The organism is Nonomuraea solani, assembly GCF_900108335.1.
GTDB lineage: Bacteria > Actinomycetota > Actinomycetes > Streptosporangiales > Streptosporangiaceae > Nonomuraea > Nonomuraea solani.
Genome location: NZ_FNVT01000015.1, coordinates 77,293 through 94,744, shown reverse-complemented (window position 1 = coordinate 94,744; position 17,452 = coordinate 77,293). Strand labels below are relative to the sequence as shown.

General features: G+C 72.0%; 10 protein-coding genes. 6 read left to right on the top strand and 4 right to left on the bottom strand.

Annotated features, from left to right (window positions below):
* Positions 1-317: 317 nt before the first annotated feature.
* Complete coding sequence (locus tag C4V41_RS65540) at positions 318-4,313, top strand: DUF6493 family protein (protein ID WP_146103960.1); 3,996 nt, start codon at positions 318-320, stop codon at positions 4,311-4,313.
* Positions 4,314-4,658: 345 nt separating this feature from the next.
* Here the strand turns inward: C4V41_RS65540 and C4V41_RS40225 are convergent, their stop codons facing one another.
* From C4V41_RS40225 to C4V41_RS40215, 3 genes are all read right to left on the bottom strand, one after another.
* Complete coding sequence (locus C4V41_RS40225; protein WP_103961269.1) at positions 4,659-4,889, bottom strand: DUF6289 family protein; 231 nt, start codon at positions 4,887-4,889, stop codon at positions 4,659-4,661.
* Positions 4,890-5,071: 182 nt separating this feature from the next.
* Positions 5,072-6,184 (bottom strand): DUF5925 domain-containing protein, encoded by a 1,113-nt coding sequence (locus C4V41_RS40220; protein ID WP_103961422.1) that lies wholly within the window; start codon positions 6,182-6,184, stop codon positions 5,072-5,074.
* Positions 6,185-6,242: 58 nt separating this feature from the next.
* On the bottom strand, positions 6,243-7,634 hold the full coding sequence (locus C4V41_RS40215) for a serine/threonine-protein kinase (protein WP_103961421.1): 1,392 nt from the start codon (positions 7,632-7,634) through the stop codon (positions 6,243-6,245).
* Positions 7,635-7,729: 95 nt separating this feature from the next.
* Here C4V41_RS40215 and C4V41_RS40210 point away from each other — a divergent pair, with 95 nt between their 5' ends.
* The 5 genes from C4V41_RS40210 (at position 7,730) to scpA (ending at position 15,472) form a co-directional block, all read left to right on the top strand.
* Positions 7,730-9,595 (top strand): CASTOR/POLLUX-related putative ion channel, encoded by a 1,866-nt coding sequence (locus C4V41_RS40210; RefSeq protein ID WP_103961268.1) that lies wholly within the window; start codon positions 7,730-7,732, stop codon positions 9,593-9,595.
* A gap of 10 nt (positions 9,596-9,605) precedes the next feature.
* Positions 9,606-10,556: an S-methyl-5-thioribose-1-phosphate isomerase gene (mtnA, locus tag C4V41_RS40205; protein ID WP_103961267.1), complete on the top strand. Its 951-nt coding sequence runs from the start codon at positions 9,606-9,608 to the stop codon at positions 10,554-10,556.
* A gap of 82 nt (positions 10,557-10,638) precedes the next feature.
* Entirely contained in the window at positions 10,639-11,400 is a 762-nt protein-coding gene (locus C4V41_RS40200; protein ID WP_103961266.1) for a peptidoglycan recognition protein family protein, read from the top strand.
* A 44-nt stretch (positions 11,401-11,444) separates the two neighbouring features.
* Positions 11,445-13,328, top strand: coding sequence for a methylmalonyl-CoA mutase subunit beta (locus C4V41_RS40195; RefSeq protein WP_103961265.1), 1,884 nt, complete (start codon positions 11,445-11,447; stop codon positions 13,326-13,328).
* Positions 13,325-15,472: a methylmalonyl-CoA mutase gene (scpA, locus tag C4V41_RS40190; protein ID WP_103961264.1), complete on the top strand. Its 2,148-nt coding sequence runs from the start codon at positions 13,325-13,327 to the stop codon at positions 15,470-15,472. The genes C4V41_RS40195 and scpA overlap by 4 nt, the downstream gene beginning before the upstream one ends.
* Here scpA and C4V41_RS63335 read toward each other — a convergent pair.
* The gene (locus C4V41_RS63335; protein WP_103961263.1) at positions 15,469-17,421 is read right to left on the bottom strand and encodes a serine/threonine-protein kinase; all 1,953 of its coding nucleotides are present in this window, start codon (positions 17,419-17,421) and stop codon (positions 15,469-15,471) included. The genes scpA and C4V41_RS63335 overlap by 4 nt on opposite strands.
* Between the last annotated feature and the right edge of the window lie 31 nt (positions 17,422-17,452).

The following is a 17,452-nucleotide window of genomic DNA, read 5'->3' as shown; positions in this document are numbered from 1 at the left end:
GAAGGCCGCTCGTCGCTACGGGAGGTGCGACCACCCTGGGAGGGGCACCTACTCCGGGGGCTGTGCCCGGGCAGGGAGGGGCGCCCGCCCTTACGGAAGGTGCGACCACCCTGGCAGAGGCACCCGCTCCGGGGGCCGTGCCCACTCCGCAAGGTGTGACGGCCCCGGAAGGAATCCTCACTTCGCAAGGTGTGACCGCCTCGGAAGGGATCCCCGCTCTGGAAGGCGCGATGGCTCCCGGCGGAGTGCCCGCTCCAGAGGCCGTGCCCGCTTCGGGGGATGTGGCGGCTCCGGGCGGGAGGGCCGTTCAGGAGGCCGTGCCCGCTGTGGGAGCCGCGCTCGCCTCGGGAGATGTGGCGGCTCCGGATGGGAAGGTCGTTCAGGAGGCAGAGCCCGGTGCGGCGGTCGTGGCGGTGTCAGGGATCGTGGCCGGGCCGGGCGCTGTGAGCGTGCCGGGGACGACGGACGCCGGTGCGTGGGAGATGGTGGTGGCGGCGATCGACACCGGTGATCCCGAACTGGTGGCCGACCGGGTGCTGGCGCTCGATGACGAGGAGCGCCGCGCGGTGGCCGCCGCGCTGCCCGATCACCTCCTGGTGGCGGAACGGCGGGCGGCGCTCAGACGCCAGGAGCGGGTGACCAGAACAGAGCGAAAGGCCGAGGCGACCTGGCGCGAATACGTACGCCAAGCCGCCCGCGCCGGCCGTACCGTCTATGACCACGAACGCTGGCGCTGGGACGCCCCCTGGAACCCACCGCGCCACCCGGAGCCCGGCGAGAGCTGGATCGAGCCCATGCGCGTCGCCGGCGCCGGCACCATCAGCGACGCCGCAGCCGTCGTGGCCTGGCTCAACCTACGCGACCTCCAAACCAGCCAAACCAGCCAGGACCGGCCGACCGGTTCGACCACCCCGGATCGGCCGGCCGGTCCGACTGTTCTGAGCGGCCCGGATCGGGCGGCCGGTGCCACCAGACCGACTGGCCTGACCAGCAGCCAGGACCGGCCGACTGGTTCGGCCACCCCGGATCGGCCGACCAGCCTGACCGGTCCGGATCAGCCGATCGGCTCGACCGGCTCTGACCGCCGAATCGGCTCGGATTGCTCGCTTGGCCAGGGTCAGCCTCCCGGTTCGATTGGTGAGGACCGGCGGACTGGGCTGATCAGCCAGGATCGCCCGATCAACCCGGATCGCCCGATCGGTCAGGACCCGACGGCGGGCTCGACCGGTCAGGGCGGTGCCATGACCGCCCTGGAGCGGGTGCTGGCGGACCGGCCGATCGGCTGGCATGTCGACTTCGCCGTTCGCCTTGCGCTTTCGCTTGCCCCCGCCCCGCGCAAGCGACGCGGACCCGACGGGACGGCCGCGCTCGCGCTGGCCATGTTGCGCCGCAGTGGTGCCGTCCCGCCCGAGCACGACCCGCTGGTGGTGGCCTGGGCGAGCGTCCCGCCCACGGTCGCGGAACTGCGGACGGACCCGTTGCTCGACCACCTCCTGCCACGGCTGTTCGAGGCGGAGGGTGCCGGGGCCGTGCTGCGGGACGAGCGCAGCGCGTCACCCACCTCCCGAGCCTGGCTGGCCGCCCTCGACGAGCTCACGCACGAGGGCAGGATCAGCCGCGACCTGCTGCTCGACGGCTGCCTGGGACGTTTCCTGCGTGGCGGTCCCGCCGCCGACCTGCGCTTCTTCGTTCGCCTGCACGAGCTGCTCGACCCGTCCCACGACGAGGTGTACCAGCGCCGCCACACCTACCTGCGGCTGCTGCCCACCGTGCCCGGGCCCGTGGCGGAGTCGGTGCTGCGGTACGTACGGCGGCTCGAAGCGCTCGGCCCCGGCGAGGTGACGGAGGCGCTGCGGGCCCTGCTGTTCCGAGGGGAGCGCAAGCTGCTGACGGCCGGGCTCACGTGGCTCGACGAGGCAGCCCGTGACCCCGCCATCGACCTCGACGCACTGGCTCCCGCCCTGGGGAGCGCGTTCGCCTGCGAGTCCGCCGACGTACAGGGACGGGCGGTACGAATGGCGGTCAAACACGCCAAACGATTCACCGCACCCGGGGCACAGGCCCTCAGGGACGCGATCGGCGCCCTGCCACAGGAGTTCGGTGAGACGCTGGCCGCGGTGTTCGGCGGTGAGGCCGAACGTGACCCGGACGCCTTCACCCCTACCCCGCTGCCCGCGCCCCGGGAGCCGGGCCCGTTCCCCGCCCCGATTCTGGCGGCCGAAAACCTGGGCACCGTCCCGAACGGCACAGGGTGGGTGGCGGCCGAACTGTGGCTGGCGGGGGTCGTACGTCTGCACGCCCACGACCCGGAGGGACTGGCGGTCAGGCTGGCGCGGGAACGTACGTCCGGCGAGGCCCTGGAACGCCCGTGGCCGCACATCGGGCAGTGGTCGGATGAGATCGCCCGCCTCATCGTGACCCGTACCCCCTTACCCGAAGAGAAGTTGATCGGGGAAGGGACTCACGTGGCGACCGCCGGAGGAGCGACCGCCGCAAAAGCGATCGCCGGAGGAGCGACCGGCGTGAACACCGGCGGGGTCGTGCGGCGGTCTCTTGGGGCTGTGGCCGAGGCGGGCGGTGCGGTGGGCCGGGCCGGGAGGAAGGCGCGGGGGCGAGGGGTGCTCGGGACGGGGAGGCGTCCCAGGCGAGGAGGGCCGCGATTGCCCCTGGCCGGTGAGGTGCCGGTGGTGCACCTGTTCCTGTTGCGGCGGTGGGCCGAGGTGTACGAGGCGATCGAGGCCGGGACGCTTCCGCCGTACCTGCTGAGCGAGCCCACCGAAGGGACCGGGCATCTGAACGCGGGTGAGCTGGTCGAGCGGGTGGCGGGGTACGAGCGCTTGGGAGTGGAGGCATTGCCGGTCGATCTGCAGCAGGCGTTGCTGCGGTTGCCGCGTGAGGTCGCCCCGGAGGTGGCCGCACGGGCGAATCGCCTCACCTCGGCGGCGGGGCGGGCGGTGGCGCGATGGATGAACGGCGGCCGACCCGACCCGGTCTCAGAGATCGGCTGGGCGTACCTGCTGGGCCCAGCCCAGGCGGCCCCTGGCCGGGCCGGCGTTTCGGGGGCGGATGTGGCGGGTCTCGGTCATGTCGCCGTTGCGGATCCGGGCCGAGCCGGTCTTTCAGGGGCGGGTGCGGCAGGTCGAGGTCGTGTTGCCCTTTCGGGCTCGAACGAGGCGGATCCGCGCCGGGCCGGTCTGCCGGGGTCGGGTCAGGCGGATCTCGGTCGTGTCGCCTTTTCGGGCTCGAACGAGGCGGATCCGCGCCGAGCCGGTCTGCCGGGCTCGGGTCAGGCGGATCTCGGTCGAGGTGGCTCCTCGGGGCCGGGCGAGGCGGATCCGGGTCGAGAGGGTCTTTCGGTTCCGGTTCCGGGGTCGGTGCCGGAGCAGGAGCCGGTGCCGAAGCAGGAGCCGGAGCAGGCGGGCCCGGGTCGAGTTGGCGTTTCGGGGTCGTTCGAGGCTGATCTTGGTCGATTCGGCCCCTCTGGAATGGGTGAGGCGGGTTCTGGGCGAGGTGGCCTTGCGAAGTCGGGTGCGGATGGGTCGCGCAGGGCGTACACGTCGGGTGGGGCCGAGGTCGGGTGGGTGGGGGAGTATCTCGACGATCGCGAGGTGTCCGGTGCGCATGTCTATGACCTGGTGCCGAGGATGCGGGCCACGCCGACCGGGCTGCCGCTCGTCGACGAGTTGTTGTCCGGGCCCACCGCGCACCGCCTTGAGGACCATGACGCCTGCATGTCGTGGTGGCCGTACGTGATGCCGTCCCATCGGGAGGCCGTGGCGCTTCACCTCGTGCCGCACCTGCTGCTGCGGTGGCGGCGGCCGCAGGTCGAGCCGGCCCAGGCGCAGGCGCTGGCTCTGGCGGGCGGGCCGCCGGGGGAGGGGGTGGCGCTCGTGCAGGCGTACTTCGTGGCCGACCGGGCCTGGTCGCGGTGGCCGGAGGAGCGGGCGCGGCCGGTGGTCGGCATGGTGGCTCGCGGGGATCTCGACGCCGAGCAACTGGGGCGGCAACTGGCGTTACTGGTACGGAGGACGGCGCTCAAGACGGGGCCCGTGTTCGAGACGTTGGAGAGTGCCGCCAAGCTGGGCGCTCATCGGGAGGTGTGGCGGATCATGATGGGGTTTCTGGCCGCGTACCTGCCGGGGCCGGGGGAGCAGGTGCTCAGCAGGCACACCCAGTGTCTCGGCTTCGCCCTGCGCGCCGCTCAGTGGGCCGGGGCACGAGGGCCGGTGCCCTGTGTGGCGGAGATCGCGCGGCGCAGGGCGTCGAACAACTTCGTTCGTGAGGCGCGCCGTCTCCACACCTACCTCACCTGACGTCTGCGGTATGTCGGAGGGCCGCGGGAGTCAGGCCGGCCGCCCTCTTCGTTCTTCGGGGGGCCGAGGGGGCCGAGGGGGCCGGAGGTAGGTGTGCCGCCTGCGGCCGCGTCCCTGGTTGCGGTCTTGGCGCTGTCGCCCAATCGGAGAGGGCCGGAGGTGGGTGTGCCGCCTGCGGCCGCGTCCCCCTCAGGCCGGGAGCACGCCCGCGCCGCCCGATCGGGCTCGACATCGGCTCCCGCACCCGCCGGAGGTCGCCATCGCGACTCTGGCGGGCCTGCCTGCCGAGCGTTGTTCGCCGACCGGGCGGCCTCGACTTCTGTGCGGAGGCCTCTGGGTGGACGCTCAGCAGGGGGTTTCGAAGAACTCCGGATACGACCCGCGCCTGCCCACCCACGTCTCATCCCCGACGCAGTTCTCGTACTTGACCCCCACCAGCGTGGTGCGGGAGGAGTCGGTGTAGTAGTACGTCTCGCAGTGGTAGTCGATCTTGCAGGCGCGGGCGTGCGCCGGCGAGCTGATGACGGTGAGGGTGCCGACGGCGAGCAGGACGGCCAGCGATACGCGGCGAATCATGGGGATCCTTCCTGGGGGAGGAAGAGCTACTGCCCTCGATGATCAATCGTCGAAGCGAAGAGATCAATAAGGTCAATACCGGTACTCAAAGGGTCAAAACGACTGTCAGGGCACGGCGCCACACCGGCCCCAACCGGTGGGGCCGGTTCGCCTACGTCGAGGGCGAGAAGAAACCCGGCCGCTTAGAGGTACAGGCCCGTGGAGTCGTCTTCCGGGGTCGGGGTGATGTCGCGGCCGGCGCGGAGGGCGTACAGCTGGGCCAGCGTCGCCCCGGACGGCCCGACGCCCTTCGAGGCGCCCAGCCACGTGACCGCCTCGTCCTTGGTCAGCGGGCCGACCTCCACCTGCGCCAGGCAGCGGCCCGGGCGGACGACGGCCGGGTGGAGGCGGGTCAGGTCCTCGTTCGTGGTGATCGCCACCAGGACGTCGCGGCCCTGGCCGAGCAGGCCGTCCGTCAGGTTGAGCAGGCGCGACAGCCCCTGCCCCGCCTGGGCCTTCGCCCCCGCGCTGATCAGCTCGTCGCAGTCCTCCAGGACCAGCAGCCGCCACCGCTGCGTGTCCTCGTCGGTGTCGTAGCCGACGGCCACCTCCATCAGGTAGCCGGGCTCGTTGAACAGGCGCTCCGGGTCGAGGACGCAGTCGACCTGGCACCACTCGCTCCACTGCTTGGCCAGGGTGCGCAGCAGCGTGGTCTTACCGGTGCCGGGCTGGCCGTGCAGGAGGATGAGGCGGCCGTTGACGTCGGCGGGCGTGACCGACATGAGCCGGTCGAGGGCCGGGCGGACCTTGGCCGAGTAGTTGGCGCTGATCTCGTTCCAGGGCTGTGCCGTGATCGGCTTCTCCGAGCGGGTGCCGCCGTGCATGCCCCGCCACCAGAAGCCCATCTCGACGTGATCGACCTCCGGCACCGGCTCCTCGGCGCCCTCGATGCTCTCCGCGAGCACGGTCTTGGCGAGGTCCTCGTTCACCGCGGTCACGCTGACGGTCGCCGTGCGGTTGCGGTGGCGGATGACGCGCAGCGTCCAGCCGTCGCCGGAGATGAGCCGCGACTCCGAGCCGTCCTCCACCCGCGCGGTACGCAGGACGCGCCCGCCGGCGGGCGTGAGCGTGGCGTCAGGGCGTACGCGCTCCAGGTTGGCCAGGCGCGACCACGGCTGAGCACCCGTCGCGAACGGCGACAATGCCAGCGCGTCGATGACATCGATGGCGGAGTCGGCGTCGTCGATCCAGATGTTCATCGGGAGCTCGGCGGAGGAGTCCGGGCTTGGGAACGGCACCTCCCTGATCACAGACATATCGTCCATGATCTCCATCTCCCCGCCGGATGTCTAAGGGTTTTGGTCAGGAATTCGTTCAAGACTTCTTGAGAATACCGGTCTGGGTGACGAGACCGGGCCCCGGTACGTCGCGCCAGGTATAGGTGAGGGCGTCGCCGCCCTTCCGCGTCAGCGTGATCGTGCCGGCGATGCAGCCGCCGTCGTTCTCGCCCAAGTGGAAGGTGAGGCGGTCGTCCTCGACCTTGGTGAGGTTGATGGTTCCCTTACAGTCGTCATTCTGGTCCCTCTCCGTCCAGGGTGCGGTGGATTCGCCCGCCTTCAGGGACACCGTGTTGTCCGCGCCGTCGGAGTCGAGCGGGTTCGTGCTGGTGGTGCGCCCGGACCACTCTCCCGCGAAGGCGGCCGGTATTTTCAGATTCCCGTCGCCTCCCGTCTCCGTGGCCGGCGGAGGTGATGTGCCGGGCGCCGTTTCCGGAGTGGTGGACGGTGACGACGTGAGGGTGGTGGTGGGGGTGCGGTTCAGGTAGAGGGCCGTGCCGCCGGCCGTTCCCACGGCGACCACGACCGCCACCAGGGCGCCGACGAGCAGATTGCGCCGCGCCCCGCGTGCCGTTCCCACCGTGCTCTGTGTCGGATCCTGCCGGTAGGAGCCGCCGGCAGGCGGGCCGGCCGGTGGGGTTCTGGGGTTGACCAGGGACAGCATCAGGTGCTGTGCCGTGGGCCGCCGTGCCGGGTCCTTGGACAGGCAGGACGCCAGCACCTCGCGCAACCGCCCCGGCAGCGCCGACAGGTCCGGCTCGGCGTGCAGCACCCGATGCAGCACAGCCGGTACGGTGTCCGCCCCGAACGGGCTCCTCCCCGTGGCCGCGTAGACCATCGACGCCGCCCAGGCGAACACGTCCGATGAGCCCGTCGCGGGTAAACCGTTGATCTGCTCGGGAGCCAGATAGGCGGGCGTGCCGATCAGCCCCGAGGTCATGGTCGCCGGCCCCTCGGTCCTGGCGATGCCGAAGTCCACCACGCGCGGCCCGTCCGGCCCGAGCAGCACGTTGGACGGCTTGAAGTCGCGGTGCACGATCCCGGCCGCGTGAATGGCCGCCAGCGCCGTGGCGGTGCCGACGACCAGGCGTTCGAGGTCGCCGCCGCGCAGCGGGCCACGCTCGCGTACGCGCTCGGTCAGCGAAGGGCCGTCCACGAACTCGCTGACCACGAAAGGCCGGGGGCCGTCGGCCGAGACGTCGATGACGCGGGCCGTGCAGAAGGAGGCGATGCTCTCCAGCGCGTCGAGCTCGCGCGCCAGCCGGGCCCGCGTCTGCCTGTCGCCCGCGCTCAGCAGCTTGACCGCGACCGGTTCGCCGTCGGCCGAATGCGCGAGGTAGACCACCCCCTGCCCGCCCTCGCCCAGCCGCCCGGCCAGCCGGAACCCGCCCAGCGACGCCGGATCGCCGGGAGTGAGGGGCTGCGCCATGGCCGATACGTTACCGGTCGTCATGCGGAAGCCAAGATCCACCGGTACCTTGTGTCGTCGGGTCAAATCACTCCTTACACGGAGGTATCGGGGAAGTGTCGAAGATCACGTTCCGCGAACGGGCGCGGTACTGGTTCGACAACACCATGTCCAGGGGGACCGCGTCGCTGATCGGCTGGCTGGCCGTGGTGTCGATCGGGCTGATCGTGGTGGTGGCCGGGTTGACGCTCTGGCTCACGCCTGGCGAGCCGGAAGGCGTCGGGAGTGCGGGGGAAGTGCTCTGGATCGCTCTCATGCACGCGCTGACCCCCGGCAGGATCGCCAGCGACAAGGGCTCGATCACGTACATGACCGTGATGTTCGCCGGCTCCCTCGGCGGGCTGTTCATCGTCAGCATGCTCGTCGGCCTGCTGTCGAACGGGCTCAAGGAGCGGGTAGACCGCCTGCGCAGAGGCCGCTCGCGCATCGTCGAGTCCGGCCACACGGTCGTGCTCGGCTGGTCGGACCAGATGTTCACGATCGTGGCCGAACTGGTCAAGGCGCACGCCAGCCAGAAGGGCTCGGTGATCGCCGTACTGGCGGAACGCGACAAGCTGGAGATGGAGGAGGAGATCCGCGAGCACGTCGGCGACCTCGGCAGGACCAGGGTGGTCTGCCGCACCGGGCGGCCCACCGAGCCGCGCGACCTCGCGCTGATGAACCTCGCCGCGGCCCGCTCGGTCGTCGTGCTCTCGCCCGAGAGCGAAGACCCGGACGCCCACGTCATCAAGATCCTGCTCGCGCTGGCCAAGCGCACCGGCATCCACCCGCCGGTGGTCGCGGGCCTGGCCTCCAGCCGCAACATCGCCGCCGCCCGCCTGGCCGGCGGCGCGGACGTGCACCTCGTCGACTCCGACGACACCGCCTCCAGGCTCATCGTGCAGTCCTCGCGGCAGTCCGGCATGTCCGTGGTCTGCATGGACCTGCTCAACTTCGACGGCGGCGAGATCTACCTGCGCACGCCCAAGAAGACCGTCGGGCTCACCTACGGCGAGGCGCTGCACGCCTACCAGACCGCGTCCGTGATCGGCCTGCGCAGGCCGTCGGGCGTCGTGCTGAACCCGCCCATGGACACCGTCATCGCCGCCGAGGACGAGGTCATCGTCATCGCGCACGACGACTCCCACGTCCGCCTGGCCGCGGGCAAGCCGTCGGTGAACGAGAGCGCCGTCGTCGTGAAGGAGAAGGCGCCCACGGAGCCCGAGCGCACGCTGCTGCTCAACTGGAACGGCAGAGCCGAGCAGATCATCCGCTACCTGGACGGCTACGTCGCACCCGGCTCGGTCTTAGAGGTCGCCGCCGACCACCCCAAGGCCGGGACGAACCTGGCCGGCCTGCGCAACCTCACCGTCAACGTCAAGGACTGCGACACCACCGACCGGTACGCGCTGGAGTCGCTCGGCGTCGGCCTCTTCCAGCACGTCATCGTCCTGTCCGACGACCGCTTCGACCCCCACCACTCCGACACGCGCACCCTCATGACGCTGCTGCAACTGCGCGACATGCAGAGCCGGCTCGGCGAGCACTACTCGATCGTGAGCGAGATGCACGACGAGAACAACCGCTCCCTGGCCGAGGTCACCGAGGCCGACGACATCGTCATCAGCGACACCGTCATCGGCCTGCTCCTCGCCCAGCTCGCCGAGAACCGGCACCTGGCGGACGTGTTCGGCTACCTCTTCGACTCGCGCGGGTCGGAGATCTACCCCCGTCCCGCCGCCTCGTACGTCAAGCCGGGCGCGCAGGTGACGTTCTCCACGGTCGTCGAGTCGGCCAGGCGCAGGGGCGAGACCGCCATCGGCTACCGCAAGGCCACGGCGCGCAACGACCCGCCGCACTACGGCATCGTCCTGAACCCCGACAAGGCCGAGAGTCTCGTCCTGGGCGAGAAGGATTCCGTCATCGTCCTCGCAGAACGCTAACGTTGCGCCCGTGAGGACCATTGACTGGGTCGACGGCGCCATCGAGCTCGTCGACCAGACACTGCTCCCCGACAAGTGCGTGACACTGCGCATCGAGACCGTCGGGGAGCTCGTGGACGCCATCAGGCGCCTGGCCGTGCGCGGCGCGCCCGCGCTCGGCGTGGCGGGAGCGCTCGGCGTGCTGCTGGCCGACGGCGAGCCCGCCCAGGTCGCCGAGCAGATCGCCGCGCTGCGCGCCGCCCGGCCCACCGCCGTCAATCTGGCCTGGGGCGTCGACCAGGCCGCCGCCCAGCTACCCCGGGGCCGCGAGGCGGTGCTGGCGGCGGCGCTGCGGGTGCGCGACGACGACCTCGCCGCCTGCCGGGCGATGGGCGAGCGCGGGGCCGATCTGCTCGAAGGCGACCGGCTGCGGATCATGACCGTGTGCAACACCGGCGGGCTCGCCGCCGTCGAGCGCGGCACCGCGCTGGGCGTGGTGCAGACGCTGCACGAGCGCGGGCGGCTGGCCGAGGTGCTCGCGCTGGAGACCAGGCCCCTGCTGCAGGGGGCCAGGCTCACCACCTGGGAGCTGGCCAGGATGGGCGCGCCGCACCGCCTGATCGCCGACTCGGCGGGGCCGTACCTGCTGGCCAAGGGCGGGGTGGACGCGGTGCTCATCGGCGCCGACCGCATCGCCGCCAACGGCGACACCGCCAACAAGATCGGCTCGTACGCGCTCGCGCTCGGCGCCGAACGGGCCGGGGTGCCGTTCATCGTGGTCGCGCCCGAGACCACGATCGACCCGGGCACCCCGTCCGGCGACCAGATCGACATCGAGGACCGCGGGGCGGACGAGATCGTGACGATCAGAGGTGTACGCCTGGCGCCCGAGGGAACGCAGGCCCTGAACCCCGCGTTCGACGTGACGCCACACGACCTGATCACCGCCATCGTCACGGACAAACGAGTGATCAGACCGTAACGCCGAATCCCGGGATCTCCGGGACGGCTCACGTCGCCCGCGTTACGCTCAGTCGTCACGACAGCGACCCTCGGAGATCACCGTGGCCATCGACCTGGTGTTACGGCGCGACTGGAACGCCCGCGCCCCGCGCGGCGACTACACACAGCTCGACTCCACCAAGGGAGTCAAAGTCCACTACACGGGCGGCAGAGTCGATCCCGGCATCGTCTCCGACCACACGGGCTGCGCGGCCCTGGTGCGCTCCATCCAGGGCCATCACATGGACGGCAACGGCTGGATCGACATCGGATACTCCTATGTCGCCTGCCCGCACATGAAGGTCTTCGAGGGCCGCGGGCTGCACCACCTGCCCGCCGCCAACGGCCCAGGGCTCAACGCCGGGCACTACGCCGTGCTCGGGCTCGTGGGCAACGCCGGCCTCGTGCAGCCGCCCGACGAGATGCTGCACGGCATCCTCGACGCGGTCCAATACGTACGCGACCGCGGCCGCGCCGGCAACGAGATCAAGGGACACCGCGACGGCTACGCCACCGACTGCCCGGGCGAGTCCCTCTACGCCTGGGTACGCCGCGGCGCGCCCCGGCCGGACGGAACCCCCGAGCCCCAGACGCCGCCGTTCCCCGGCCGCCTGCTCACATACCCGCCCGTGATGCGCGGCGAGGACGTGCGCACCTGGCAGGCGCGGATGCTCGAACGCGGCTGGGAGCTGGAGGTGGACGGCGCGTACGGGAGCGAGTCGCGCGAGATGTGCCGCCGCTTCCAGCGCCAGCAGGGCATCGACGACGACGGCGTGGTCGGGCCGATCACCTGGCGGCTGACGTGGGAGGCCCCTGTCCCCTAACCCTGGGGTACTGGTTGCCCGCGTGTTCGGCCTACTATCCGAACATGGAACTGGCAGCGGGGTTCGCGTCCACCTCCCGAGACGACTGGCGAGAGCTGGCGCTGGAGGTCCTGCGAAAATCCGGCGTCGAGGCGGGGTCGCCGGAGGAGGCGCTGTCCAGGACGACCTGCGACGGGGTGACGGTCGCGCCGCTCTACGACGCCGGCGACCTGCCGGGCGACCCGGGGCCGCCGGGCGCGGCGCCTTACGTGCGCGGGGCCACGGCCGCGCCCGGATGGGACGTGCGGCAGCGGCACGCCGTGGCCGACCCCGAGGCCGTGCTCGCCGACCTGGAGAACGGCGTCACCTCGCTGTGGCTGGTGGTCGGCGACGGCGCGATCCCGGTGGAATCGCTCGAAACCGTGCTCAAGGACGTCTACCTCGACCTGGCGCCGATCGCGCTGGAGGCCGGGGAGCGGGTGCGGGAGGCCGCCGAGGTGCTGTTCGGCCTGGCCGCGGCCCGGGGCACGACGCTGAGCGGCAACCTGGGAGCATCCGCGGCGCACGGGCCCGCCGCCGAGCTGGCGTCGCGCTGCGCCGCCGGCTTCCCCGGCCTGCGGGCCGTGCTGGTCGACGCGACGCCCTTCCACGACGCGGGGGGCAGCGACGCCGAGGAACTGGGCTGCTCCATCGCCCAGGGCGTGGCCGAGCTGCGGGCGCTCACCGGCGCCGGGCTCACCGCCGAGCAGGCATTGGGACAGATCGAGTTCCGGTACGCCGCCACCGCCGACCAGTTCGCCACCATCGCCAAGCTGCGCGCCGCGCGCCGCCTGTGGGCCAGGGTCGCCGAGGTGTGCGGCGCCCCCGAGGCCGGCGGTCAGCGCCAGCACGCCGTCACCGGCTCGGCCATGATGACCGCCCGCGACCCCTGGGTGAACATGCTGCGCACCACCCTCGCCTGCTTCGCCGCCGGCGTCGGCGGGGCGGACGCGGTCACCGTGCAGCCGTTCGACGCCTGCCTCGGGCTGCCGGACGCCTTCTCCCGCCGCATCGCCCGCAACACGCAGGCGCTGCTGCTGGAGGAGTCGGGGCTGGGGCGGGTGATCGACCCGGCGGGCGGCTCCTGGTACGTCGAACGCCGCACCGCCGACCTGGCCGAGGCCGCCTGGGCCTGGTTCCAGGAGATCGAGGCCGTCGGCGGCGCCGGGCGGGCGTCGGGCTTGATCGCCGACCGCCTCGCCGCCACCCGCGACCGCCGCGCCGCCGACATCGCGCACCGCCGCCTCCCGATCACCGGCGTGTCCGAATACCCCGACATCCACGAAAAACCCGTCCGCCGCACGAAGACCGAGGAGCCCGGGCGCCTGCCGGACGCGCGGCCCGCCGAGGACCCCGAGGACCCCGAGGGCCTGCCGAAGATTCGGTACGCCGAGCCGTTCGAGCGGCTGCGCGACCTCGCCGACGCCCGGCCCGAGCGGCCCGCCGTCTTCCTCGCCACCATCGGCCCCATCGCCGCCCACACCGCCCGCGCCGCGTTCGCCGCGAACCTGTTCCAGGCGGGCGGCCTGGCCACCGAGACCGCCGGTCCCGGCACCGACCCCGAGCAGATCGCCACCGCCTTCGCCGTCAGCGGCGCCACGGTCGCCTGCCTGTGCTCCAGCGACCGGCTCTACGACGAGCACGCCACCGCCGTGGCCGCCGCGCTCCACAAGGCGGGCGCGAAGAGGGTGTGGCTGGCGGGTAAGGGACGCTACGAGGGCGTGGACGCCAACCTCCACGCCGGCTGCGACGCGCTCGCCGTCCTCCGCACGACCTTCGACGACCTGCCCGACGACCTGCCCGACGACCGGCCGGGCGACCGGTCCGATGACCTGCCCGATGATCGGCCTGACGACCGGCCCCATGACCGGCCCGATGACCCGGCCGACGGCCTGGAGGTGACCCGATGATCCCGGACTTCTCCGGCATCCCGCTCAACGACCTGCCCGCCCAAAGCTCTGGCGGGCCGGAACCTGCGGGCGAGGTGTGGGAGACCCCCGAGGGCATCGGGGTCAAGCCGCTCTACACGGCCGCCGACCTCGACGGGCTCGACTTCCTGCGCACCTACCCCGGCGCCGCCCCCTACCTGCGCGGCCCGTACCCCACCATGTACGTCAACCAGCCCTGGACCATCCGCCAGTACGCGGGCTTCTCCACGGCCGAAGACTCCAACGCCTTCTACCGGCGCAACCTGGCCGCCGGGCAGAAGGGCCTGTCGGTGGCCTTCGACCTGGCCACGCACCGGGGCTACGACTCCGACCACCCGCGCGTGGCCGGCGACGTCGGCATGGCGGGAGTGGCGATCGACTCGATCTACGACATGCGGCAGCTCTTCGACGGCATCCCCCTCGACCGCATGTCGGTGTCGATGACCATGAACGGCGCCGTGCTGCCCATTCTCGCCCTCTACATCGTGGCGGCCGAGGAACAGGGCGTCGCGCCCGAGCAACTCGCCGGAACCATTCAGAACGACATTCTCAAAGAGTTCATGGTCCGCAACACCTACATTTATCCGCCGGGCCCGTCGATGCGGATCATCTCGGACATCTTCGCGTACGCGAGCGAGAAGATGCCGAAATTCAACTCCATCAGCATTTCCGGCTACCACATTCAGGAAGCCGGGGCGACCCTGGACCTGGAGCTGGCCTACACGCTCGCCGACGGGGTCGAATACCTGCGCGCCGGGGTCGCCGCGGGAATGGACATCGACCGGTTCGCGCCGCGCCTGTCGTTCTTCTGGTGCATCGGCATGAACTTCTTCATGGAGGTCGCCAAACTGCGCGCGGCGCGGCTGCTGTGGGCGAAACTCGTCGCCGATTTCGGGGCCAAGAATCCGAAGTCGCTGAGCCTGCGTACGCACAGCCAGACCTCCGGCTGGTCGCTCACCGCCCAAGACGTGTTCAACAACGTCGCCCGCACCTGCGTCGAGGCCATGGCCGCCACCCAGGGCCACACCCAGTCGCTGCACACCAACGCCCTCGACGAGGCCCTGGCGCTGCCCACCGACTTCTCCGCCCGCATCGCCCGCAACACCCAGCTCCTCCTGCAGCAGGAGTCGGGCACCACGCAGGTGATCGACCCCTGGGGCGGCTCCTACTACGTCGAACGCCTCACCCACGACCTCGCCGAACGCGCCTGGACCCACATCGAGGAGGTCGAGGCCGCCGGGGGCATGGCCAAGGCCATCGAGGCGGGCCTGCCGAAGCTGCGCATCGAGGAGGCCGCCGCCCGCACGCAGGCGCGCATCGACTCCGGCCGGCAGCCGGTGATCGGCGTGAACAAGTACCGGGCCACGAGCGACGAGGACATCGAGGTCCTCAAGGTCGACAACAGCGCCGTACGCGCCCAGCAGCTCGACAAGCTCGCCCGGCTCAGGGCCGAACGCGACGACGCGGCCGTGGGGCACACGCTGGAGGAGCTCACCAAGGCCGCCGGGCATCCCGCGCCCGGCCTGGAGCACAACCTGCTCAAACTGGCCGTGGACGCCGCCCGCGCCAAGGCCACGGTGGGCGAGATCTCAGACGCGCTGGAGAAGGTGTTCGGGCGGCACGCCGAGCAGGTGCGTACCATTTCTGGCGTGTACCGCGACGAATCAGGCCAGGCCGGCAACATCGAACGCGTCCGTACGGCCTGCGCCGACTTCGAGCGGGCCGAAGGGCGCCGGCCGCGCATCCTGGTGGCCAAGATGGGCCAGGACGGGCACGACCGCGGCCAGAAGGTGATCGCCACCGCCTTCGCCGACCTGGGCTTCGACGTGGACGTCGGCCCGCTGTTCCAGACGCCGGGGGAGGTCGCCAGGCAGGCGGTCGAGGCCGACGTGCACATCGTGGGCGTGTCGTCGCTGGCCGCCGGGCACCTCACGCTGGTGCCCGCGCTGCGCGAGGCGCTGGCCGGGCTCGACGCTCCCGAGGTCATGATCGTGGTGGGCGGCGTCATCCCGCCCGGCGACCACGACGAGCTGCGGGCCGCGGGCGCCGCCGCGATCTTCCCGCCGGGGACCGTGATCGCCGACGCCGCCCTCGACCTGCTCGAACAGCTCAGAGGAGACCGTTAGAGGCCGTCCTCGCACATCGCGACCGAGATCGTCCGCTGGGCGGTCGTCGGCGCGGTGATCCGTAAGGTGACGTTGTGGGTGCCGCCCGTGCTCTGGAGGGTGCGCGGGGAGGCGAGGTAGCGCCGGCCGTTCTCGGAGATGATCGCCGAGGCGCGGCTGGTCGTCACGCCGTCGATGATCCAGGTGTAGCTGAACGTCACGGGGGCGCCCGTGCGCTGCACCAGCGCCTGGAGCGTCACCTCGCCGCCGGACCAGCAGGTGCCGTTCTTGGTGCCGTTCGGGCGGATGTAGACGAGCCTGAGCCGGTTCGCGGCCGGGTCGTCGCTGGTGACGGCGCTCGGCGTGCCGTCCGACTGGGGGGTCGGCCTGTTGGTGTTGCGCGTACGGGTGGGGCGCGGCGTACTGGACGGCGTGGCGCCCGCGTCGGTGGCGGGGGCGCTGGAGTTGCCGGAGACGTTCGAGGTCTTCGGGGTGGGGGTCGTGGGGGTGAGCCAGATGATGGCGCCGGCCAGGGCCAGCACGCACACGCCTGAGACGCCCGCGATGAGCACGGTCTTCACCCGCCGCCCCCGCGAGCGCGGCGGGGGGCCCTGCCCGCCGCCCTTCCCGGGGGGAGCAACCATCTGATCGGACGCCACGACCACGCCCAGCGGCCCGGTGGTGCCGACGGGCACATGCGAACCCTGAGATCCGGGGCCGGTGGCCACGGGTGCTCCCAGAGGCATCGACTGCCCGCCCTGCGGCCCATCGCCGGCCGGTTGCTCGACCGGAGAGGAGAGGTCGAACAGCGCCTGCAGCGGCGAGGAGCCGTCGTGCGCGTCTTGAGCCTCGTGCGGATCGGAGACGGGCCGGCGCGCGGGGTGCCGCCGGGGCACGTCATGCGGCCGGCGAGGCGTCCCGGCCTGAGAGTGCCCGGCCGTCTGGGCGTGACCGGCGGCCTGCGAGTGGCCGGGGGACTGCTGGTGGCCGGGCGCATGACCGGGCGCATGGCCGTGGGGTGGGACGGCGTCCAGGTCGGCGGTCTGCTCCCACGCGCGGTCGGATCCCCGATCCTGAGCGCGCGAGCGGTCGGCGGGCGGCTCCCAGGAGCGGTCGGGAGTCTGGTCCCAGCTCTGCTCGGGCGTCTGCGGCGGCGGGGCAGGGGCAGGGGCGGGGGCCGACGGGCGGCGGGAAGGGGCGGCCAGGCGCAGCAGGACGTCGCGCATCGCGGGCCTGGCCCCCGGGTCCTTGGCCAGGCAGGCCGGCACCACCTGGCGCAACGGCCCCGGCAGGTCGCCGAGCTTCGGGTCCTCACGCAGGATGCGGTTGATCACCGCGGGCAGCGAGTCGTCCCCGAAGGGCGGCCGCCCCGTGGTCGCGTACACGATGACCGACGCCCACGAGAACACGTCCGCCGCCGCCCCCACCGGCCGGCCGGCGAGCTGCTCGGGCGCCATGTACGCGGGCGTGCCCACGATGTTGCTGGTCGCCTTCATGCCCGAGCTCAGCGCCCCGGCCAGCCCGAAGTCCACCACCCGCGCCCCGTCGGGCCCGAGCAGCACGTTCGACGGCGTGAAGTCGCCGTGGACGACGCCGGCCTGGTGGATCGCGTCCAGCGCGGTCGCGGTCGCCACGGCGAGCCGCTGCAACTCCGTCCCGCCGTGCCGGCCCGTCTGCTGCAGCGAGGGCCCGTCCACGTACTCGGCCACGATGTACGGCCTGCCGCTGGTCGACGCGTCGAGCACCTGCGCGAGGCAGAACGGCTCGACCTTGCGCGCGGCGGCGATCGCCCTGGCCAGGCGTTCGTCCACGGTCAGCCCCTCGCGCAGCACCTTGACGGCGACGGGGGTGCCGTTGCGTGCCTGGCCGAGATAGACGACACCGTGGCCGCCCGCGCCGAGCCGCCCGACCAGCCGGTAGGGCCCCACCGCTGCCGGGTCGCCCTCGCGGAGGGGTTCGACGTTGGGCATGAGGGGAGTGACTCCTGTGACGGCTGTGATG